The following is a 19,730-nucleotide window of genomic DNA, read 5'->3' as shown; positions in this document are numbered from 1 at the left end:
ATGGTCGCGCCAAGCGGTGAAGGCGCCATCCGCTGCATGCAGATGGCCCTGTCCACCGTCGATGGCCCGATCGACTACCTGAACACTCACGGCACCTCGACCCCGGTCGGTGATTCCAAGGAGATGGAAGGTGTTCGCGAAGTGTTCGGCGACAAGGCCCCGGCCATCAGCTCCACCAAGAGCCTGTCGGGTCACTCCCTGGGCGCCGCCGGCGTTCATGAAGCGATCTACTGCATGCTGATGATGGAAGGCAACTTCATGGCCGGCTCGGCCAACATCGACGAGCTGGACCCGGCCGTCGCTGACATGCCGATCCTGACCAAGACCCGCGAGAACGTCACCCTCAACAACGTGATGAGCAACAGCTTCGGCTTCGGTGGCACCAATGCCACCCTGGTCCTGAAGCGCTGGCAGGGCAAGTAATCTGTCCATGAAAAAACGGCACCCGCTGGTGCCGTTTTTTTTGCCTGTTTCACACCGAGGTCTGCGACGACTCAACGCACGGTAAACCGCTGTTGCGCCAATAACCGGTCGCCCTGGAATACCATGAAGCGCCACTCGCCGGGGATCACTTCGTGGCGCTCGGTGAATTCGTAGGCCATCACGTCCTGGGGTGCGCCGGGCACCAGTTTCTGGGTCACTTCGAATTTATCGTGGCGCTGGCCATCCGGGGTGCGGATGCCCGGCGTGAAGTAAAGCAAGGTCAACGGCTGGTCTTCAGCGACTTTGCCGGACAGCTGATAACGCAGGCCAAACTTGGTGCCCAGTTTCGCCGGGACAATTTCCGTCTGTTCGATCTGTTCGTTGCTGCGGCGCAACACCCGCTCACCCGACTGCAACTCGGCTTTCGGGCCTTCGAAAACCCCGTATTCCACCGGGCCTTGCACATGAACTTCGGCACTGGCCAGGCCACTGATCATCAGCGCCGCCAGAGCGGTTAAACGGGTGAGGTGCATATCGCGCTCCTTGATTGAGATGGGCGCGAGGTTATGACGCAGGCATGACAGGATGATGACAGATGCGAGTTCCCAACTGTGGCGAGGGGACTTGCTCCCGCTCGGCTGCGCAGCAGTCGCAATGCTGGCAAGCCCCAATGCTTATGCGAACCGTAGCAGCTGGCAAAGCCTGCGTTCGGCTGCGCAGCAGTCGTAAAATCAGGCACTGCGGTATTTTAAACAAACCGTGCAAGCAGGATTTGCGACTGCTGCGCAGCCGAACGCAGCCTTCGGCAGCTGCTACGGGGGACAGTGCTGAACTCCTTAATTGATCGGCATTGGGGCTTGCCCTCTCTCCACAGGGACCGTGCTTACTTCACCACCGTGCGCGGCAGGATCGCCAGGAAGTTATCCCGCGCGACCTTGCGCGCCACATCTTCCGGCAAGGCATCCAGAAACGGATCGAAGCTGTGCAATTCCTTACCCAGCTTATTGAAACGTCCCACCACGTCCGAGCCCAGCATGAAACGCTCGGGAAAGTGCTCCACCAGCTTTACCCATTCCGCTCGAGGCTGTCCCGCATCGTCCAGCAGATAAGGCGTGAGCACGCTCCAGGACAGGTCGATGTACAAGTTCGGATAAGCCTCAAGCATCCGCGCCAGGGTCGGCAGCAGAAAGTCCATCTGCGTCTGATGCCGATGGATTTCCACACTGCTTCCGGCATGGGCCCAGATAAACCGCGTATGGGGATGATTGCGCAGCGATTCCTCGACTTCTGCCAGGCACAACGGATTTTTCTCACGCTTAGAGGTGATGTTGGAATGCAGCATCACCGGCAAATCGTTTTCCGCCGCCAGGTGGTAGATCCGCGTCATCGCCTCGTTATTCGCCCGCGGGGTATCGCCGGACGTCAGCGCGGTCAGGTCGTCGTGACGGGTAAAGACTTCGCCGATGCCTTGCCACAGACCCGGATTGAGATCGAGCATGCGCTGGATATGCGCAGCGGAGTTTTTATCGTTGGGATTGAAGCCTGAGAGAAACGGATGAAAGCGCGGACGCTGTTCGGGCGTCAGCTTGTTTACCGCTGCGGCGACAATCACATCAGTGGCGCTGTACCAATAGGCGTCGGCATCGTCACCGGCGTAATAACGCGGGCGCTTGGGTTCGTCTTCATGCCACTTCTTGGCCACCGGAATCCCGGAAATCATCACATGCTCAATGCGGTTGTCGGCCATGGCCTTGAGCAACTTGTCCATGCCGGCGGACTCCTGGAAGAAGTCGACGTAATGCAGGTGCGCGTCGCTGTAGGCATATTCGCGGGCATCGGCACAGGTGCTCGCAAGGACCAGCAGCCAGGCGCAACTCAAGCGGGTCATTGGCACGCGCGATCTCCGGAGGATATGAGCAGAATAGACCGCGCCCCACAAACTAGTGGCCTGTGTGGCTAGTTCTGTTAGTCAACTTCGTTGCCGAGCCCACATCCTGCGTTGCTGCTCCTCGCCATAGCGGGCTATGACTCGTCACAGCGCCTTGGCTATGGACTTCTGGCATCCGAATTTGAGCTAACGAACTAGCCGTACAGGCCACTAGGGTTCAGCGGCAAAGAAAGTGGAACGCCTGAAGCAGCAGATGTTCTATAAATGAATGCTGTTTCCCACCGCACCATGGTTGCCAGGTGCGCGACCTTTCCCACTGCTATGAGGTTTAACATGACCGTTACCGTCAATACTGAATCCAGCGAATGCTTTCGTCACAGCATCCAGGTCGGCGATCACCATTTCTATACCGACCTGCCCAAGGACCTGGGTGGCGAAGACACCGCACCGGAACCCCATGATTACTTCGACGCGGCGCTGGGGGCCTGCAAAGCCCTGACCCTCAAGCTTTACGCGCAGAAGAAGGAAATCCCGCTGACCGGGGTCACTGTCGAAGTCAAACACGACAACAGTCAGGAACAGCAAGGCAAATACGCCCTGCAGGTCAAGCTGACCCTCAAGGGTGTGCTGACCGACGCCCAGCGCGAAGAACTGCACCGCGTGGCCGATCGCTGCCCGATACACAAGCTGATGACCACCAGTGAAGTCAGCATCGAGACTCTTTTGTCCGAAGGTGCTTTCAGCCAGTAGCGGCAAGTGCTGTCTCAGCGGGTTATGCTTTGGGCTATGACCCGCTGAACCTGGAATGCACCATGAACACTCCGACCGTGATCCGCCCGCGTGCCGAGGATGTCGAAGGCCAACCTATCCTGCGTCCGCTGCCGTCGGCCAAGTGCCGCAGCGTCGGACCCTTCGTGTTTTTCGACCACATGCTCCAGACCCGCTATCCGGCAGGCAAAGGCATGAACATCCGTCAGCATCCGCATATCGGCCTGTCTACACTGACCTACCTGTTCGAAGGGGAAATCCAGCACAAGGACAGCCTCGGCTCGGACCAACGAGTGAAACCGGGCGACGTCAGCTGGATGACGGCCGGCAGTGCCATTGCCCATGTCGAGCGCACCCCCGAAACCCTCAAGGCCAGCGGTTTCAGCATGCACGGCTTGCAAATCTGGCTGGCCTCGCCGAAAAAATACGAACAAGGCCCGGGCCATTACAGCCACTACCCGGCCGCCAGCTTGCCGGTCAGCGATAACCTCGGGGTGCGGATCCGCATGATTGCCGGGGCAGGCTTTTGCCTGGAGTCTCCGGTGCCGGTGCTCTCCCCTACCCTGTACGCCGAACTGCACCTGCAGACGGCGACCACGCTGCTGATTCCAGACGAACACGAAGAACGCGCGCTGTACGTACTGGACGGTGATGCACAGCTGGATGGCGAGCCCGTCGAAGCACATTCGCTGGTGGTTTTGCCTGCGGGAGAAGTCATGACGCTGTTTGCGCAAAGCGATTGTCATGCGGTGCTGTTTGGCGGCGCCCCCATGGACGGTCCGCGGCGGATCAACTGGAACTTTGTGGCCAGCGATCCTGCGTTGATCGACCAGGCCCGCGCACGCTGGGCGGCCGGGGATTGGCCGAAAGTGCCGGGGGAGACTGAGCGGATCGAGTTGCCGGTGGGCCGGGCCGCACCGACGCCGCTCTAGGGCTGAAGATCATTCCGCTATTTCTCTGGGGTCAGCTACATCTCATTTGGCCCAAAAAGATCGCAGCCTATCGGCAGCTCCTACACAGGGACCGGGTTGACGCCGATTCTTTTGTAGGAGCTGCCGTAGGCTGCGATCTTTTGATCTTTCTGGGGCAATACCGAAATCAGCCCTTGAACACTTCATCCAGCAAATTGTGCATCGACACAAATGCCCGGCTCGCGGTCCTGGCGTCGTACATCATCTTGCCCGGCATATTGGCCTGCGGGTCGGTGAAGGAATGCACCGCGCCGCCGTAGCTGAGCAGTTGCCAGTCGACACCGGCGGCATTCATCTCGTCTTCAAAGGCCGGCAGCTGCTCTTTGGGCACCAGTGGATCGCTGGCCCCGTGCAGCACCAGCACCGATCCTTTGATGTTCATCGCATCCGCCGGGTTTGGCGTGTCCAGGGTGCCGTGAAACGACACGGCGGCCTTCAACGGCGCGCCGGTACGGGCCAGTTCCAAGGCGCAGCAACCACCGAAACAGAAACCGAAGGTCGCCAGTCTCGAGGTATCAACTGCCGCTTCGCCCTGGTGTTGCAACGCTTCGAACGCCGCCTGCATGCGCTTGCGCAGCAAGGCCCGGTCATTCTTCAACGGCATCATCGCCGCGCCTGCTTCGTCGGCATTTTGTGGACGAAGCGCCTGACCATAAAGATCGGCAATCAGCACCACATAGCCTTTGGCAGCGACAGACTCGGCAATCCTCTCGGCGCCTGCTCCGACGCCCATCCAGTTGGGTGCCATCAACAAGCCCGGGCGCGGGCCCTTCTGGCTGGCGTCAAAGGCCACACGACTTTCATAGGGCTGGCCATCGACCTGATAGACCACGGAACGAACAGTGACTTGGCTCATTTCAGACTCCTGTTAAGGGATGTGTAGGAGCTGGCGCAGCCTGCGATCTTTTCTGCGGGCACCACCGTCGCAAAGATCAAAAGATCGCAGCCTGCGGCAGCTCCTACAGGGCGGCGCGTTTATTCAGAAAATACGCGTTATCGTTAACGTCCATCGCGAGCAAGCTCGCTACAGGGGATTGCAGACACCCACAGCATTGCAGGTGCACGCGGTCGGCGTAGGAGCTGGCGCAGCCTGCGATCTTTTCTGCGGGCACCACCGTCGCAAAGATCAAAAGATCGCAGCCTGCGGCAGCTCCTACAGGGCGACGCGTTTATTCAGAAAACACGCGTTATCGTTAACGTCCATCGCGAGCAAGCTCGGCTCCTACAGATAAAAAAACCCGCCGAAGCGGGTTTTTTTACAACCTTGTTAAACTGATAGCTCAACCAGCAGCTTGTTCAACCGGCGTACATAAGCGGCCGGGTCTTTCAAGCTGTCCCCGGCGGCCAGGGCAGCCTGGTCGAAGAGGATGTGCGACAAGTCGCCGAAACGTTCTTCGCCCTGCTCGTTGTCGAGTTTCTCGATCAACGGGTGAGTCGGGTTGAATTCGAAGATTGGCTTCGAGTCCGGGACTTTCTGGCCGCTGGCTTCGAGGATCTGGCGCATCTGCATGCCCAGGTCCTGCTCGCCGATGGCCAGGATCGCCGGGGAATCGGTCAGTCGATGAGAAACCCGCACTTCGCTGACAGCCTCGCCCAGCGCGGTCTTGATGCGTTCAACCAGACCTTCTTTGGTCTTGGCGACTTCTTCGGCAGCTTTCTTGTCCTCTTCCGAGTCCAGATTGCCCAGGTCCAGGTCACCGCGCGCCACGTCGACAAAGCCCTTGCCGTCGAAGTCGCTGAGGTAGCTCATCAGCCACTCATCGATACGGTCGGTCAGCAGCAACACTTCGATGCCTTTCTTGCGGAAGACTTCCAGGTGCGGGCTGTTCTTGACCTGGGCGTAGGTTTCACCGGTCAGGTAGTAGATCTTGTCCTGACCTTCCTTGGCACGCGCCAGGTAGTCGGCCAGGGCAACCACTTGCTCGCCGCCCTCTTCGTGAGTCGAGGCAAAGCGCAACAGGCCGGCGATTTTCTCTTTGTTGGCGAAGTCTTCAGCCGGGCCTTCTTTCATGACCTGGCCGAAGTTCTTCCAGAAGCCCTTGTATTGCTCAGGCTCGTTCTTCGCCAGTTTTTCCAGCATGTCGAGCACACGTTTGGTCAGCGCCGACTTCATGGAGTCGATGATCGGGTCTTTCTGCAGGATTTCCCGCGACACGTTCAGCGACAGGTCGTTGGAGTCGACAATACCTTTGATGAAGCGCAGGTACAGCGGCAGGAACGACTCGGCCTGATCCATCACGAACACGCGCTGCACGTACAGCTTCAGGCCTTTCGGCGCTTCACGCTGGTACAGGTCGAACGGGGCGCGGGTCGGTACGTAAAGCAGCGAGGTGTATTCCAGCTTGCCTTCGACCTTGTTATGGCTCCAGCTCAGCGGGTTTTCGAAATCGTGAGCGACGTGCTTGTAGAACTCCTGGTATTCCTCGTCTTTCACTTCAGTGCGAGGGCGAGTCCACAGGGCGCTGGCACGGTTGACGGTTTCCCATTCAAGCGCAGGTGCCTCTTCGCCTTCTTTGGCAGCCTGTTCTTTCGGCAGCTCGATCGGCAACGCGATGTGGTCGGAGTACTTCTTGATGATATTGCGCAGACGCCAGCCATCGGCGAACTCGTCTTCGCCGGATTTCAGGTGCAGCACGATGCGGGTACCGCGATCGGCTTTCTCCAGGGTCGCGACGTCGAATTCGCCATGGCCCTTGGACGACCAGTGCACACCTTCGCTGGCAGCGAGGCCGGCACGGCGGCTGAACACCTCGACTTCATCGGCAACGATGAACGCGGAGTAGAAACCGACACCGAACTGACCGATCAGGTGCGAATCTTTTTTCTGATCGCCCGAGAGGTGCTTCATGAAGTCGGCGGTGCCGGACTTGGCGATGGTCCCCAGGTGGGTGACCGCATCTTCGCGGCTCATGCCGATACCGTTGTCTTCGAGGGTGACGGTTTTCGCGTCTTTGTCGAAGCTCACACGGATTTTCAGCTCGGCGCCGCCTTCCAGCAAATCAGGCTTGGACAGCGCTTCGAAACGTAATTTGTCGACTGCATCAGAGGCGTTCGAGATCAATTCACGAAGGAAAATTTCCTTGTTGGAATACAGCGAATGGATCATGAGATGCAGCAGTTGCTTTACCTCGGTCTGGAAGCCCAGGGTTTCCTTTTGAGTTTCCACGCTCATGGTCATCAAACTCCAATTGGATGGCATTGGCCGCGCCCTGCATGGGCGGCGGCGGGATGTCATCAGAGTTGGGGGCTAAGACGAGGATTTCAAGAGCACGGCATCTCTTCAATTTTGAAATGTGCGCGAGCCGTGGCGATAGGCTCGGCCTCAGTGATCTGCCACGCGGTGACCGCGACGTTCGCCACCCGTCGGCCCTGACGGCAGACCTGGCATTTGGCATAGGTATCGCGAAACTGTCCGGCACGCAGGTAGTCGAGGGAGAAGTCGATGATCTTCGGCACTCCGGGGGACCCGGTGAAGACCAGCAAATGCAGGGCCGCGGCGAGCTCCATGAACCCGGCGATGACCCCGCCGTGGATGGCAGGCAATAACGGGTTACCAATGTTGTCCTTGTTCGCCGGCAGACGAAACAGCAACTCGTCCCCCAGTCGCGAGCACTCGACACCGATCAGCTTGGCATAGGGGATCCACTCCAGCAGTGCGGCGTAATCACCCTGCGCATGAGCCTGTTGCAGTTGTTCCTTGAATGTGTCCGTCATACCGCACCGCCAGTGATTGCACCCGCAAAACCTTTTGTTCCTTTAATGCCCTTGCCCATGCGCATAAAAGTACCCACTACATGAGCGATCGGTTGCTCGGGGTCGTCCTGATAGGCAAAGCCGCGAGCGAATATCACGTCAGTAGTCACTCGATAGCATTGAGCAAAGCCATAAACATCCTTGTGGGGTTCAGCTGGATGCATGTAGTCGATGCGCAGGTCAAGGGTTGGACAGACCTCGAATTCCGCTAATACGCACAAGGTCGCCATGCCACAGGCAGTGTCCATCAAGGAAGTTATTGCGCCTCCGTGTATGACTCCGGTGAGCGGATTACCGACTATGTGCGGGCTGTAAGGCAGCCTCAACGTGATGCCGTCCGTCGAGGCGCCGGAAACGCCGATCCCCAGCACCTGACAGTGCCGCAGGGCCGACAGGAAGCGCGTTGCGCGTTCAAAAACAAGGTTTTGCGCCATGTGCTCAACTCTCTTCTTAGTGTCGCTGTGGTGCAATTATCGAATCACGTAAAAGTTCCATGATCGGCGTCCTTAATATATCTATGCATTTCAAGGAACTTAACCTGTGAGCCTGTGCTCGAAAGGCCAGAAGATATCTTCAATAAGGAGAAACACCCCATGCGTAAGACTTTAGCTATTGCCTTGATGTTGACCGCGACCCTCGGTCTCGCTGCCTGCGATAAAAAATCCGAGGACAAAGCTCAAGATGCAACCCAACATTCTGAGGAAGCTCAACAAAAAATGAACGAAGCTCAGGATAAAGTGAACGACGCAGCGAAAGAAAACGCCGAAGCTGCCAAAGCTCAGGCTGAATCGAACAAAGCAGCCACCGAAGAAGCCGCTCCAGCCACGGCGCCTAAAACCAACTAATCCGGTTTTAGCTCTTCCAAATAAAGCCCGCCCGGTGCGGGCTTTATTTTGTCCGAAAATTGTTCAGATCAGGACAGTGCGAAAAGTTGGACTAAGCATCAATAACAGGCTGCAGACAAATCCGATACCCCATACCAGGCTGCGCTGCCAGGCCATGTCCGCCCAATAGCAGAGCAGGTAAAGCACCCGGGCGATCACGAAGATAATCGCCAGCAAATCGATCAACCACCCCGCCGTCTGCGTGGTGTGCGCCATCAACACCCCCGCCGCGAACAGCATGAAGGCCTCGAAACTGTTTTGATGGGCCGCCAGCGCGCGAGCACCGAAACCGGTCAATTGTGCCTGCTGGTTGCGCGGCAAATGGTTGTCATAACCACCCTGCGCCTGCATCTCCCTGGCAACCGGGACCTTGGCGATGATAATCAGCAGTGCGCTGATGAACACACACCAGAACGGAATACTCATGGGTTGATCTCCTTGACCACCTCAGGCAATGGCGCCTCCGTAGGGGTATAGACCATGACATCCAACACGTCGGAATGAAACTCCCGGCGATACAGCACGAACACCACCCCGGCACTCATCAGCATGAACAGCCAGGGACTGACGAACCAGGCCAGCATGGTCATGCCGAAATAATAAGAGCGCAGACCGAAGTTGAACTGGTTGGCGGCCAGCGAGATGACTCGCGCGGCACGCATGGCGAAAGCTTTGCGCTCCTGCTCGGAGACATGCCGCTCGCCAATCATCGGCGCCGAGCCAACCAGAATCGCCGCGAAGTTGTACTGGCGCATGCACCAACTGAACGTAAAGAAGGCATAGACAAAGACCACCGCCAGGCACAACAGCTTGATCTCCGACATGCCCTGGGAGGCCTGCTGCACCATCGGAATGTCCGCCAGCAGCGACACCGCCCGCTCGGACGCGCCGAGCACGGTGAGAATACCGGCCAGGATAATCAGGGTGCTCGAGGCAAAGAACGACGCATTGCGCTCCAGATTGCCGATCACACTGGCATCGGCGATGCGGTTGTCACGCAGCAACATGCGACGCATCCAGTCTTCGCGATACAAATGCAGCACGCTGGCCAGGCACGCGGTGTCACGGCCCTTCCACGTGGCATAACGGGTGTAACCGCCCCAGCAGATAACGAACCAGAGCGCCGCGAGGATGTGGATCAGATTGGCGTGAATGAACGACATGCAGTTCCTTGTGATGTAGTGGCGGAACACCGAAATCTTGTGGGAGCGAGCCTGCTCGCGATAGCGGTGGATCAGTCAACATCTCTGCTGAATGTAAAGCCACCATCGCGAGCAGGCTCGCTCCCACATGGGATTTGCAATGCTTCGACGTTAGCTCAAGGAAAAAGACACCGCATCGCCCCCATAAAAAATGCCCCGTATCGATTAATACGGGGCATTTCTATTTTGTAGAGCGCAGCTCAAGGCCCGCTTATGACGGGCCAAGCAGCGGCTTAGGCCAGCGCCTCTTCGCGCTTGCCCAGTAGACGATCGCAGACCACCGCAGCCACCAGGGTCATGACCGACGGCACCAGCCACGCCAGGCCCTGCTCGCTCAGTGGCAGGTGAGCCAGCTGAGTCGGCATCCAGTCGGCCAGACCGGCGCCTTTGAGGGCGTCGATCAGGCCGAACAGGAACGACACCAGCATCACCGGACCGACGATCCTCCCCTGCTCCTGCCAGAAGTCCTTGCAGAAGCTCAGCGCGACCAGGGCGATGCACGGCGGGTAGATCGCGGTCAGTACCGGGATCGAGAACGCGATCAGCTTGGTCAGCCCCAGGTTGGATACCAGCAGCGAAAACACCGCCAGGATGATCACCAAGGTCTTGTAGGACAGTGGCAAGACCCGGCTGAAGTATTCGGCGCAGGCACACGTCAGACCAACCGCCGTAACCAGGCAGGCCAAGGAGATCAGCACCGCAAGAAAACCGCTGCCCAGGGAGCCGAAGGTGTGTTGGACGTAAGCGTGCAATACCGCCGCGCCATTGGCTGCGCCAGCGGCCACTTCATGGCTGCCCGAACCGAGACGGAACAGGCTGACGTAAACCAGCGCCAGACCCACGCCGGCAATCAGCCCGGCGATGATCGCGTAACGGGTGATCAGCGCTGGCGACTCGACACCACGGGAACGGATCGCGTTGACGATGACAATGCCGAACACCAGCGCGCCCAGGGTATCCATGGTCAGGTAACCATTGATAAAGCCTTGGGAGAACGGTGCCGCGGCGTATTCAGGGGTCGCCACACCGATATCGCCGGCCGGCAAGGCAAACGCCGCGATGCCGAGCACGGCCAGGGCGATGATCTTCAATGGCGCGAGGAAACGCCCTACGGTGTCCAGCAGACGGCCCGGATAGAGCGAAATGAAGAACACCAGCAGGAAGTACACCGAGCTATAAAGGAACAGCGCCAGCGGGCTCTCGCCGGTCAGCGGCGCCAGACCCACTTCGAAGGACACGGTCGCGGTTCGCGGCGTCGCGAACAGCGGGCCAACGGCGAGATAGCACGCGGCTGCCAGCAGGCCACCGGCGACTTTACCGATCGGGCTGCTCAACGCATCCATCGCGCCACCGACCTTGGCCAGGGCTACCACGGTGATCACCGGCAAACCAACCGCAGTGATCAGAAAGCCCAGCGCCGCCATCCAGACATGAGGCCCGGACTGCAAACCGACGATAGGCGGGAAGATGATGTTGCCGGCCCCGACGAACAGGGCAAACGTCATAAAACCAAGTGCCAGGATGTCCTGGCCTTTCAACACTTTCATTAAGGAAATACCACACTACTGAATCGGAATTTAGAGAGGGATTTCCCTATGGGTGAGGGAAATGCTGTCGGTCCGTATGGGACTGACCCGTTTAGCGCGTAGCTGCCTTGTGGGATGCTGGCGCAAAAATGGTTGCTAGCCTAACGAATTTGAGCGAAAAACGCACTATTAGAGGGCGAATTGTCCGATAAGCGACCTTCCGATGTCGCATTTACATATTAAAAAGATCAAAAGATCGCAGCCTGCGGCAGCTCCTACGCCGACCGAATACACCCTTGGCATTGCGGGTGTACACAAATCCCGTAGGAGCTGCCGCAGGCTGCGATCTTTTGATTTTCAGAAACGACAAAGGCCACCCGAAGGTGGCCTTTGTCTGGTGTAGCGTGAGGTAAGCGCGAGGCTTACTTCATCGCCCAGCCAGTCAGCTCGGACAGAGCCTTGCCGATGTCTGCCAGCGAACGCACGGTTTTCACGCCTGCGTCTTCCAGGGCAGCGAACTTCTCGTCCGCAGTGCCTTTGCCGCCAGAGATGATTGCGCCAGCATGGCCCATGCGCTTGCCCGCAGGAGCAGTCACACCAGCGATGTAGGAAACAACCGGCTTGGTCACGTGTGCCTTGATGTAGGCAGCCGCTTCTTCTTCAGCCGAACCGCCGATCTCACCGATCATGACGATCGCTTCGGTCTTCGGGTCTTCCTGGAACAGCTTCAGGATGTCGATGAAGTTGGAGCCCGGGATCGGGTCACCACCGATGCCGACGCAAGTCGACTGACCGAAACCGGCGTCAGTAGTCTGCTTCACGGCTTCGTAAGTCAGGGTGCCGGAACGGGAAACGATACCGACCTTGCCTGGCAAGTGAATGTGACCTGGCATGATGCCGATCTTGCATTCGCCTGGAGTGATCACGCCTGGGCAGTTAGGGCCGATCAGGATTACACCCAGTTCGTCGCACTTGACCTTGGCATCCAGCATGTCCAGGGTAGGAATGCCTTCGGTGATGCACACGATCAGCTTGATGCCGCCGAACGCTGCTTCAAGGATCGAGTCCTTGCAGAAAGGAGCTGGAACGTAGATCACGCTGGCGGTGGCGCCAGTGGCTGCTACGGCTTCTTTCACAGTGTTGAAGACAGGCAGGTCCAGGTGAGTGGTGCCGCCTTTGCCAGGAGTTACGCCACCAACCATCTGGGTGCCGTATTCGAGAGCTTGCTGGGTGTGGAAACTACCTTGCGAACCGGTAATACCCTGGCAGATAACTTTGGTGTCTTTATTGATCAGGACGCTCATTACTTGCCCTCCGCAGCTTTGACAACTTGTTGAGCAGCGTCGGTCAGGCTGGTAGCCGCGATGATGTTCAAACCGCTTTCTGCCAGTACTTTAGCGCCCAGTTCAGCGTTGTTGCCTTCAAGGCGAACAACAACCGGGATTTTCACGCCGACTTCTTTCACTGCACCGATGATGCCTTCGGCAATCATGTCGCAACGAACGATGCCGCCGAAGATGTTGACCAATACTGCAGCGACGTTAGTGTCGGACAGGATGATCTTGAACGCTTCGGTAACGCGTTCTTTGGTAGCACCGCCGCCCACGTCGAGGAAGTTGGCTGGTTTGCCGCCATGCAGGTTGACGATGTCCATGGTACCCATGGCCAGGCCAGCGCCGTTGACCATGCAACCGATGTTGCCTTCCAGTGCCACGTAGTTCAGTTCGAACTTGGCAGCGTGCGCTTCGCGCGGATCGTCTTGCGACGGATCGTGGAAAGTCTTCAGCTTAGGCTGACGGTACATGGCGTTGGCGTCGATGTTGATCTTGGCATCGAGGCAATGCAGATCGCCGTCGGCCTTGATCACCAGCGGGTTCACTTCCAGCAGAGCCAGGTCGTGATCCTTGAACAGTTTGGCCAGACCTACGAAGATCTTGGCGAACTGAGCAACTTGCTTACCTTCCAGACCCAACTGGAAAGCCAGCTCGCGACCCTGGAATGGCTGAGCGCCAACCAGTGGATCGATAGTGGCCTTGAGGATTTTCTCAGGGGTGTCGTGAGCGATTTTCTCGATGTCCACGCCACCTTCGGTGGAAGCCATGAACACGATGCGACGGCTCGAACGGTCAACGACAGCGCCCAGGTACAGCTCTTTAGCGATATCAGTGCACGATTCAACCAGGATCTTGGTGACTGGCTGACCGTTGGCATCAGTCTGGTAAGTCACCAGACGCTTGCCCAACCACTGTTGAGCGAATGCCTTGGCGTCTTCTTTGCTGCGAACCAGCTTTACGCCGCCCGCTTTACCGCGACCACCAGCGTGCACCTGGGCTTTGACAACCCACTCGGTCCCGCCGATTTTGTCGCACGCTTCTGCTGCTGCTTCCGGGGTGTCTACTGCGAAACCCTGGGATACTGGCAGGCCGTATTCAGCGAACAGCTGCTTACCCTGATACTCATGAAGATTCATGCTGATTACCGTCTTCGTTAGGTACTGCGCATTCGGTGCTGCACTCGTTCGAGTGCCGCACCACCTGTGACTGCTGCTTGCGTAGCTGAGCTACGCAAGACTGCGTCCGGCTCAAGTTCCGCGGTGAGCCTTGCACACAAGACTCACGACGGGCATAGCGCCGTGGTTTCTTATTGTCTTAACGCTTCTTGCGGTTGGCGATGTGAATGGCGCCGCCATTCACTGCCAGAGCTGCTTCGTGCAAGGCTTCGGACAGGGTCGGATGGGAGAAGACCATCATGCCCAGGTCTTCGGCACTGGTGCCGAATTCCATGCCGATTGCGCCCTGCTGTACCAACTCTGCAGCGCTCGGGCCAATCACGTGGACGCCCAATACGCGGTCAGTCTTGGCATCAGCGATAACTTTTACGAAACCGCCGGTATCGTTGGCTGCCATGGCACGGCCACTGGCTGCGAACGGGAAAGTGCCGACGTTAACTTCAACGCCTTCAGCTTTCAAGACCTGCTCGGTTTTCCCGACCCACGCGATTTCCGGGTGAGTATAAATAACCGAAGGGATCAGGTCATAGTTGATCTGGGCTTTGTGGCCCTTGATCCGCTCAACGACCATGATGCCTTCCTCGGAAGCCTTGTGGGCCAGCATCATGCCGCGAACCACGTCGCCGATCGCAAAAACGCCCGGTACGCTGGTGGCGCAATAATCGTCAACGAACACGAAACCGCGCTCATCGATGGTCACGCCGCTGTCGGCAGCCAACAGATCAGTGGTCACTGGACGGCGACCAACGGCTACGATCAGCTTGTCGAACGTGATGGTCTGTTCGCCATTGGCGTCGGTGTAAGTCACTACGACTTCTTCGCCGTTGACTTTGGAACCGGTTACGCGAGCGCCTAGCTTGATATCCAGACCTTGTTTGGTCAGGGTTTTCAAGGCTTCCTTGGAAACGGCGGCGTCGGCAGCCATCAGGAAGGTGTCCAGTGCTTCCAGGACAGTCACTTGAGCGCCCAGACGGGACCAAACCGAACCCAGTTCCAGGCCGATCACGCCAGCGCCGATAACGCCCAGACGCTTGGGTACCGATTGGAATTCCAGCGCGCCCGTCGAATCGACGATCACGTTCTGGTCAACCGGAGCCGGTGGAATGTCGATCGGACGCGAGCCAGAAGCGAGAATCACGTTGTCGGCTTCGATGACTTCGACAGTGCCATCAGGCTTGGTCAGTTCGACTTTCTTGCCGGCCAGCAGTTTGCCGTGGCCTTGCAGGGAAGTCACACCGTTAGCCTTGAACAGGGTGGCAACACCGGAGGTCAGGCCTTTGACGATGTTGGCCTTGCGGCCGACCATTGCTGCCACGTCCATGGTCACGCCAGCGTGGTTGATACCGTGGATCGCGAAGCCATCTTGTGCTTCGTGGAATTTCCAGGAGCTGTCGAGCAACGCCTTGGAAGGGATGCAGCCGACGTTCAGGCACGTACCGCCAAGGGCCAGTTTGCCTTCCTTGTCGGTATATTTCTCGATGCAGGCAGTCTTAAGGCCAAGTTGCGCGGCTTTAATAGCAGCTACATAGCCGCCAGGGCCCGCGCCAATCACTACCAGGTCGAATTTCTGGGTCATGTGTCATTCCTTCTCGAATCAAACCGGACGGTCCCTTTTGAGGGCCGTCGTGGGACGAAGCTGGTCATTACAGAATGGGGCCGGTCATCACTGAACGGCCCGTGCAACGAAATCAGATATCCAGCAGCAGACGAGCCGGATCTTCCAGCAGGTTTTTGATGGTAACCAGGAACGTCACAGCTTCTTTGCCATCGATCAAACGGTGATCGTAGGACAGAGCCAAGTACATCATCGGACGGATGACGACCTGACCGTTGATCGCCATAGGGCGCTGCAGAATGTTGTGCATGCCCAGGATAGCCGCTTGCGGCGGGTTGACGATCGGGGTCGACATCATCGAACCGAAAGTACCGCCGTTGGTGATAGTGAAGGTACCACCGGTCATTTCGTCCATGGACAGCTTGCCGTCGCGGGCTTTCTTGCCAAAGGTGGCGATGCCGCCTTCGATTTCAGCCAGGCTCATCAGTTCGGCGTTACGCAGGACCGGTACCACCAGACCGCGGTCGCTGGACACGGCAACACCAACGTCGGCATAACCGTGGTAAACGATGTCGGCACCGTCGATCGACGCGTTGACAGCCGGGTAGCGCTTCAGCGCTTCGGTGGCCGCTTTCACGAAGAACGACATGAAGCCCAGGCGCACGCCGTTGTGGGACTTCTCGAACAGGTCCTTGTACTTCGAACGCAGGGCCATGACTTCAGTCATGTCGACTTCGTTGAAGGTGGTCAGCATCGCCATGTTCGACTGAGCTTCAACCAGACGCTCGGCAACCTTGGCCCGCAGGCGGGTCATCGGCACGCGTTTTTCAACGCGATCACCGGCAGCGAACACTGGAGCAGCGGCGGCAGGTGCAGCAGCCTTGGCAGGCGCGGCAGCCGGAGCGGCTTTCTTGGCAGCAACAGCTGCGACTACGTCTTCCTTGGTCACACGACCGCCTTTGCCAGTACCGGCAACGGAAGCGATGTTGATGCCGCTTTCTTCAGCCAGCTTGCGCGCAGCCGGTGCAGCAACCGGATCGTCTTCGCCGGCAGCAGCTGGTGCAGCAGCCTGGGCCGCGGCGGCTGGAGCAGCGGCAGCTGGAGCGGCAGCAGCACCGCCCGCTTCGATGGAGCCCAGAACTTCGTCGGACAGAACGGTTTCGCCTTCGCCCTTGACGATAGCGCCCAGCACGCCGTCAGCAGTGGCCAGAACTTCCAGTACGACTTTGTCGGTTTCAATGTCGACGATCAGTTCGTCACGCTTGACGGCGTCGCCCGGTTGTTTGTGCCAGGTGGCAACGGTGCCATCGGCAACCGATTCCGGGAAAGTGGGGGCTTTGATTTCGATAGCCATTATCTGTGGGTCCTTAAATTCGGTTTCAGGTGCGCGAAGGCGTTAAACAGTGAAAGCATCTTGCAGCAGTTTTTCCTGCTGCTCGGCGTGCATCGAAGCGTAACCGCAAGCAGGTGCGGCGGACGCCTCACGACCAGCGTATTCCAGGACCAGGCCTTTCTTGTGGTTGGTCAGGCTGCGACGCATGTGATGCTGGCTGCTGTACCAGGCGCCCTGGTTCATCGGCTCTTCCTGGCACCAGACCACGTGTTCGAGGTTGGTGTAAGGGGCGAGCGTCTCCATCAGGTCGTCTTCAGGGAACGGATACAGCTGCTCGAGACGCACGATAGCGATGTCTTCACGACCTTCGACACGGCGTTTTTCCAGCAGGTCGTAGTAGACCTTGCCGCTACACAGAACAATGCGCTGGACCTTTTTCGGGTCCTGAACATCGATTTCCGGGATGACGGTCTGGAACGAACCTTCGGCCAGATCTTCCAGGGTCGAGATGGCCAGTTTGTGACGCAGCAGCGACTTCGGAGTCAGGACTACCAGTGGTTTGCGCAGCGGACGAATCACCTGACGGCGCAGCAAGTGGTAGATCTGAGCCGGCGTAGTCGGTACGCAGACCTGAATGTTGTGCTCGGCGCACAGCTGGAGGTAACGTTCCAGACGAGCCGAGGAGTGCTCCGGCCCCTGCCCTTCATAACCGTGTGGCAGCAACATGGTCAGACCGCAGAGACGGCCCCACTTGTGCTCGCCGCTGGTGATGAACTGGTCAACAACCACCTGGGCACCGTTGGCGAAGTCGCCGAACTGCGCTTCCCAGATAACCAGGGCGTTTGGCTCGGTGGTCGAGTAACCGTACTCGAACGCCAGAACCGCTTCTTCGGACAGCAGCGAGTCGTACAGGTCGAAACGAGGCTGACCTTTGTACAGGTGCTGCAATGGAATGTAGGTGCTGCCATCTTTCTGGTTGTGCAACGCCGCATGACGGTGCGAGAAAGTGCCGCGGCCGATGTCCTGGCCAGTGAGACGAATCGGGTGACCTTCGAACGCCAGGGTCGCGTACGCCATGGTTTCGGCGTAACCCCAGTTGATCGGCAGGCCGCCGGCTTGCATCTTCTGGCGGTCTTCGTAGATTTTCGAAACCTGGCGCTGAACCACGAAGCCTTCCGGGATTTCCAGCAGCTTGGCGGACAGTTCCTGCAGGGTTTTCAGATCGAAACGAGTGTCGTGACGCGCGGTCCAGGCGTGGCCCAGATACGGACGCCAGTCCACGAACAACTCTTTGTTCGGCTCTTTGACCAGGCTTTTTACAACATGCAGACCGTTGTCCAGCGCGTTGCGGTATTCGTCGATCTTGGTCTGAGCACGCAGGGCATCGGACACACCGGACTGGATCAGGCGCTCGGCGTACAACTCACGAGTCGTGCGCTGCTTGGCGATCTGCTGATACATTATCGGTTGAGTACCGCTTGGCTCGTCGGCCTCGTTGTGGCCGCGACGGCGGTAGCACACCAGGTCGATCACGATGTCGCGCTTGTATTGCATGCGGTAATCGATGGCGAGCTGGGTCACGAACAATACGGCTTCCGGATCATCACCATTCACATGGAGGATCGGCGCCTGGATCATTTTCGCAACATCGGTGCAGTACTCGGTGGAGCGCGAGTCTTCCGGATTGCTGATGGTGAAACCAACCTGGTTGTTGATCACCAGATGGATCGTGCCGCCCGTCTTGAAGCCGCGAGTCTGCGACATCTGGAAGGTTTCCATGACCACGCCCTGACCTGCGAAAGCAGCGTCACCGTGAATGGAAATCGGCAGAACCTTTTCACCGGTAGGGTCGTTACGACGATCCTGACGGGCACGGACCGAACCCTCGACCACTGGCGAAACGATTTCCAGGTGGGACGGGTTGAAGGCCATGGCCAGGTGAACTTCACCGCCGGCGGTCATGACGTTGGACGAGAAGCCCTGGTGGTATTTGACGTCACCGGAACCCAGCTCGACCTTTTTCTTGCCTTCGAACTCGTCGAACAGATCGCGCGGGTTCTTGCCGAAGGTGTTGACCAATACGTTCAGACGACCACGGTGGGCCATGCCGATAACGATTTCCTTGGTGCCGTAGGAGCCCGAACGCTGGATCAGTTCATCCAGCAACGGGATCAGGCTTTCACCACCTTCCAGACCGAAACGCTTGGTGCCCGGGTATTTGGTACCCAGGTATTTTTCCAGGCCTTCGGCTGCAGTCACGCGCTCGAGCAGGTGGCTCTTGATGTCCGCGGAGTAGCTCGGACGGCCACGCACGCTTTCCAGACGCTGCTGGAACCACTGGCGCTGCTCGGAATCGACGATGTGGGTAAATTCAGAACCGATGGTGCGGCAATATGTCTGCTGCAACGCTTCGTGAATTTCGCGTAGGCTCGCTTCCTCTTTGCCGATGTACAGGTCGCCGGCACGGAAGGTCGTATCAAGATCGGCATTGGTCAAGCCGTAATGATTGATCGACAGGTCTGCAGGTGCAGGTCGCTGCCACAGCCCCAGCGGGTCAAGCTGGGCTGCCTGGTGGCCACGCATACGGTAGGCCTGGATCAATCGCAGCACTTCAACTTGCTTCTTCTCGTGCTCACTGCTCACGCTGCCGGCGGAAACCGGTTGGGCGCGGCGCTGGTTCTTTGCCAGCAAGACGAAATGATCGCGAATTGTCGAGTGCGAAACATCGATGGCAGAGCTGCCGTCAGTCGGCAGCTTCTGAAAGTAGGTGCGCCACTCTTCTGGCACAGCGTTAGGGTCGTGCAGGTAGAGCTCATAGAGCTCTTCCACATAGGCAGCATTACTACCGGATAGGTAGGCGCTGTTCCACATGCGCTGCATCACGCTTTCTTGCATGCTTGGTCACCCTCGGTTAGGGG

General features: G+C 58.2%; 17 protein-coding genes and 1 pseudogene. 4 read left to right on the top strand and 14 right to left on the bottom strand.

Annotated elements, in window-relative coordinates:
• A pseudogene (locus F8N21_RS18820) lies at window positions 1–423 on the top strand (beta-ketoacyl-ACP synthase I); the annotation flags it as partial.
• 71 nt (window positions 424–494) lie between these two features.
• On the opposite strand, the gene F8N21_RS18815 reads toward F8N21_RS18820, so the two are convergent.
• Complete coding sequence (locus tag F8N21_RS18815; RefSeq protein ID WP_150643555.1) at window positions 495–956, bottom strand: DUF3859 domain-containing protein; 462 nt, start codon at window positions 954–956, stop codon at window positions 495–497.
• A 350-nt stretch (window positions 957–1,306) separates the two neighbouring features.
• Complete coding sequence (locus F8N21_RS18810; protein WP_412071651.1) at window positions 1,307–2,311, bottom strand: amidohydrolase family protein; 1,005 nt, start codon at window positions 2,309–2,311, stop codon at window positions 1,307–1,309.
• 333 nt (window positions 2,312–2,644) lie between these two features.
• Here F8N21_RS18810 and F8N21_RS18805 point away from each other — a divergent pair, with 333 nt between their 5' ends.
• Window positions 2,645–3,061 (top strand): OsmC family protein, encoded by a 417-nt coding sequence (locus tag F8N21_RS18805; RefSeq protein WP_150643553.1) that lies wholly within the window; start codon window positions 2,645–2,647, stop codon window positions 3,059–3,061.
• A 62-nt stretch (window positions 3,062–3,123) separates the two neighbouring features.
• Complete coding sequence (locus F8N21_RS18800; RefSeq protein WP_150643552.1) at window positions 3,124–4,011, top strand: pirin family protein; 888 nt, start codon at window positions 3,124–3,126, stop codon at window positions 4,009–4,011.
• A gap of 166 nt (window positions 4,012–4,177) precedes the next feature.
• Here the strand turns inward: F8N21_RS18800 and F8N21_RS18795 are convergent, their stop codons facing one another.
• From F8N21_RS18795 to F8N21_RS18780, 4 genes are all read right to left on the bottom strand, one after another.
• Complete coding sequence (locus tag F8N21_RS18795) at window positions 4,178–4,906, bottom strand: dienelactone hydrolase family protein (protein ID WP_150643551.1); 729 nt, start codon at window positions 4,904–4,906, stop codon at window positions 4,178–4,180.
• Between the two features lie 411 nt (window positions 4,907–5,317).
• Complete coding sequence (gene htpG, locus F8N21_RS18790; protein ID WP_150643550.1) at window positions 5,318–7,222, bottom strand: molecular chaperone HtpG; 1,905 nt, start codon at window positions 7,220–7,222, stop codon at window positions 5,318–5,320.
• An 89-nt stretch (window positions 7,223–7,311) separates the two neighbouring features.
• Window positions 7,312–7,764: a PaaI family thioesterase gene (locus tag F8N21_RS18785; protein ID WP_150643549.1), complete on the bottom strand. Its 453-nt coding sequence runs from the start codon at window positions 7,762–7,764 to the stop codon at window positions 7,312–7,314.
• Complete coding sequence (locus F8N21_RS18780) at window positions 7,761–8,237, bottom strand: PaaI family thioesterase (protein ID WP_150643548.1); 477 nt, start codon at window positions 8,235–8,237, stop codon at window positions 7,761–7,763. Before F8N21_RS18780 ends, F8N21_RS18785 begins: the two co-directional genes overlap by 4 nt.
• 159 nt (window positions 8,238–8,396) lie before the next feature.
• Between F8N21_RS18780 and F8N21_RS18775 the strand changes: the two genes are divergently transcribed.
• Window positions 8,397–8,648: a hypothetical protein gene (locus F8N21_RS18775; protein ID WP_150643547.1), complete on the top strand. Its 252-nt coding sequence runs from the start codon at window positions 8,397–8,399 to the stop codon at window positions 8,646–8,648.
• Between the two features lie 63 nt (window positions 8,649–8,711).
• On the opposite strand, the gene F8N21_RS18770 is transcribed toward F8N21_RS18775, so the two are convergent.
• The 8 genes from F8N21_RS18770 to F8N21_RS18730 form a co-directional block, all read right to left on the bottom strand.
• Window positions 8,712–9,113, bottom strand: a complete 402-nt coding sequence (locus F8N21_RS18770; RefSeq protein ID WP_150643546.1) for an MAPEG family protein — start codon at window positions 9,111–9,113, stop codon at window positions 8,712–8,714.
• Complete coding sequence (locus F8N21_RS18765) at window positions 9,110–9,850, bottom strand: DUF599 domain-containing protein (RefSeq protein ID WP_150643545.1); 741 nt, start codon at window positions 9,848–9,850, stop codon at window positions 9,110–9,112. The genes F8N21_RS18770 and F8N21_RS18765 overlap by 4 nt, the downstream gene beginning before the upstream one ends.
• 272 nt (window positions 9,851–10,122) lie before the next feature.
• A complete protein-coding gene (brnQ, locus tag F8N21_RS18755; RefSeq protein ID WP_150643543.1) occupies window positions 10,123–11,436 on the bottom strand; it encodes a branched-chain amino acid transport system II carrier protein in 1,314 nt (437 codons plus the stop codon).
• A 401-nt stretch (window positions 11,437–11,837) separates the two neighbouring features.
• Window positions 11,838–12,719, bottom strand: coding sequence for a succinate--CoA ligase subunit alpha (gene sucD / locus F8N21_RS18750; RefSeq protein WP_150643542.1), 882 nt, complete (start codon window positions 12,717–12,719; stop codon window positions 11,838–11,840).
• A complete protein-coding gene (gene sucC / locus F8N21_RS18745) occupies window positions 12,719–13,885 on the bottom strand; it encodes an ADP-forming succinate--CoA ligase subunit beta (protein ID WP_008148602.1) in 1,167 nt (388 codons plus the stop codon). Before sucC ends, sucD begins: the two co-directional genes overlap by 1 nt.
• A gap of 178 nt (window positions 13,886–14,063) precedes the next feature.
• Window positions 14,064–15,500, bottom strand: coding sequence for a dihydrolipoyl dehydrogenase (lpdA, locus tag F8N21_RS18740; RefSeq protein ID WP_150643541.1), 1,437 nt, complete (start codon window positions 15,498–15,500; stop codon window positions 14,064–14,066).
• 112 nt (window positions 15,501–15,612) lie between these two features.
• Window positions 15,613–16,833 carry a 2-oxoglutarate dehydrogenase complex dihydrolipoyllysine-residue succinyltransferase gene (odhB, locus tag F8N21_RS18735; RefSeq protein WP_150643540.1) on the bottom strand — a complete coding sequence of 407 codons (1,221 nt, stop codon included), beginning with the start codon at window positions 16,831–16,833 and terminating at the stop codon, window positions 15,613–15,615.
• A gap of 42 nt (window positions 16,834–16,875) precedes the next feature.
• Window positions 16,876–19,707 (bottom strand): 2-oxoglutarate dehydrogenase E1 component, encoded by a 2,832-nt coding sequence (locus F8N21_RS18730; RefSeq protein WP_150643539.1) that lies wholly within the window; start codon window positions 19,705–19,707, stop codon window positions 16,876–16,878.
• Window positions 19,708–19,730 lie beyond the last annotated feature (23 nt).

The sequence above is a fragment of the Pseudomonas fluorescens genome, assembly GCF_902497895.1.
In the GTDB taxonomy this organism is placed as follows: Bacteria; Pseudomonadota; Gammaproteobacteria; order Pseudomonadales; family Pseudomonadaceae; genus Aquipseudomonas; species Aquipseudomonas fluorescens_BP.
Note: the sequence above shows the minus strand (reverse complement) of the source record. Positions and strands in the feature narration are given on the sequence as shown.

Bases quoted from the DNA above. Each gene is read 5' to 3' on its own strand.
- F8N21_RS18815 (WP_150643555.1), bottom strand. From the start codon at position 956: ATGCACCTCACCCGTTTAACCGCTCTGGCGGCGCTGATGATCAGTGGC.
- F8N21_RS18810 (WP_412071651.1), bottom strand. From the start codon at position 2,311: ATGACCCGCTTGAGTTGCGCCTGGCTGCTGGTCCTTGCGAGCACCTGT.
- F8N21_RS18805 (WP_150643553.1), top strand. From the start codon at position 2,645: ATGACCGTTACCGTCAATACTGAATCCAGCGAATGCTTTCGTCACAGC.
- F8N21_RS18800 (WP_150643552.1), top strand. From the start codon at position 3,124: ATGAACACTCCGACCGTGATCCGCCCGCGTGCCGAGGATGTCGAAGGC.
- F8N21_RS18795 (WP_150643551.1), bottom strand. From the start codon at position 4,906: ATGAGCCAAGTCACTGTTCGTTCCGTGGTCTATCAGGTCGATGGCCAG.
- htpG (WP_150643550.1), bottom strand. From the start codon at position 7,222: ATGAGCGTGGAAACTCAAAAGGAAACCCTGGGCTTCCAGACCGAGGTA.
- F8N21_RS18785 (WP_150643549.1), bottom strand. From the start codon at position 7,764: ATGACGGACACATTCAAGGAACAACTGCAACAGGCTCATGCGCAGGGT.
- F8N21_RS18780 (WP_150643548.1), bottom strand. From the start codon at position 8,237: ATGGCGCAAAACCTTGTTTTTGAACGCGCAACGCGCTTCCTGTCGGCC.
- F8N21_RS18775 (WP_150643547.1), top strand. From the start codon at position 8,397: ATGCGTAAGACTTTAGCTATTGCCTTGATGTTGACCGCGACCCTCGGT.
- F8N21_RS18770 (WP_150643546.1), bottom strand. From the start codon at position 9,113: ATGAGTATTCCGTTCTGGTGTGTGTTCATCAGCGCACTGCTGATTATC.
- F8N21_RS18765 (WP_150643545.1), bottom strand. From the start codon at position 9,850: ATGTCGTTCATTCACGCCAATCTGATCCACATCCTCGCGGCGCTCTGG.
- brnQ (WP_150643543.1), bottom strand. From the start codon at position 11,436: ATGAAAGTGTTGAAAGGCCAGGACATCCTGGCACTTGGTTTTATGACG.
- sucD (WP_150643542.1), bottom strand. From the start codon at position 12,719: ATGAGCGTCCTGATCAATAAAGACACCAAAGTTATCTGCCAGGGTATT.
- sucC (WP_008148602.1), bottom strand. From the start codon at position 13,885: ATGAATCTTCATGAGTATCAGGGTAAGCAGCTGTTCGCTGAATACGGC.
- lpdA (WP_150643541.1), bottom strand. From the start codon at position 15,500: ATGACCCAGAAATTCGACCTGGTAGTGATTGGCGCGGGCCCTGGCGGC.
- odhB (WP_150643540.1), bottom strand. From the start codon at position 16,833: ATGGCTATCGAAATCAAAGCCCCCACTTTCCCGGAATCGGTTGCCGAT.
- F8N21_RS18730 (WP_150643539.1), bottom strand. From the start codon at position 19,707: ATGCAAGAAAGCGTGATGCAGCGCATGTGGAACAGCGCCTACCTATCC.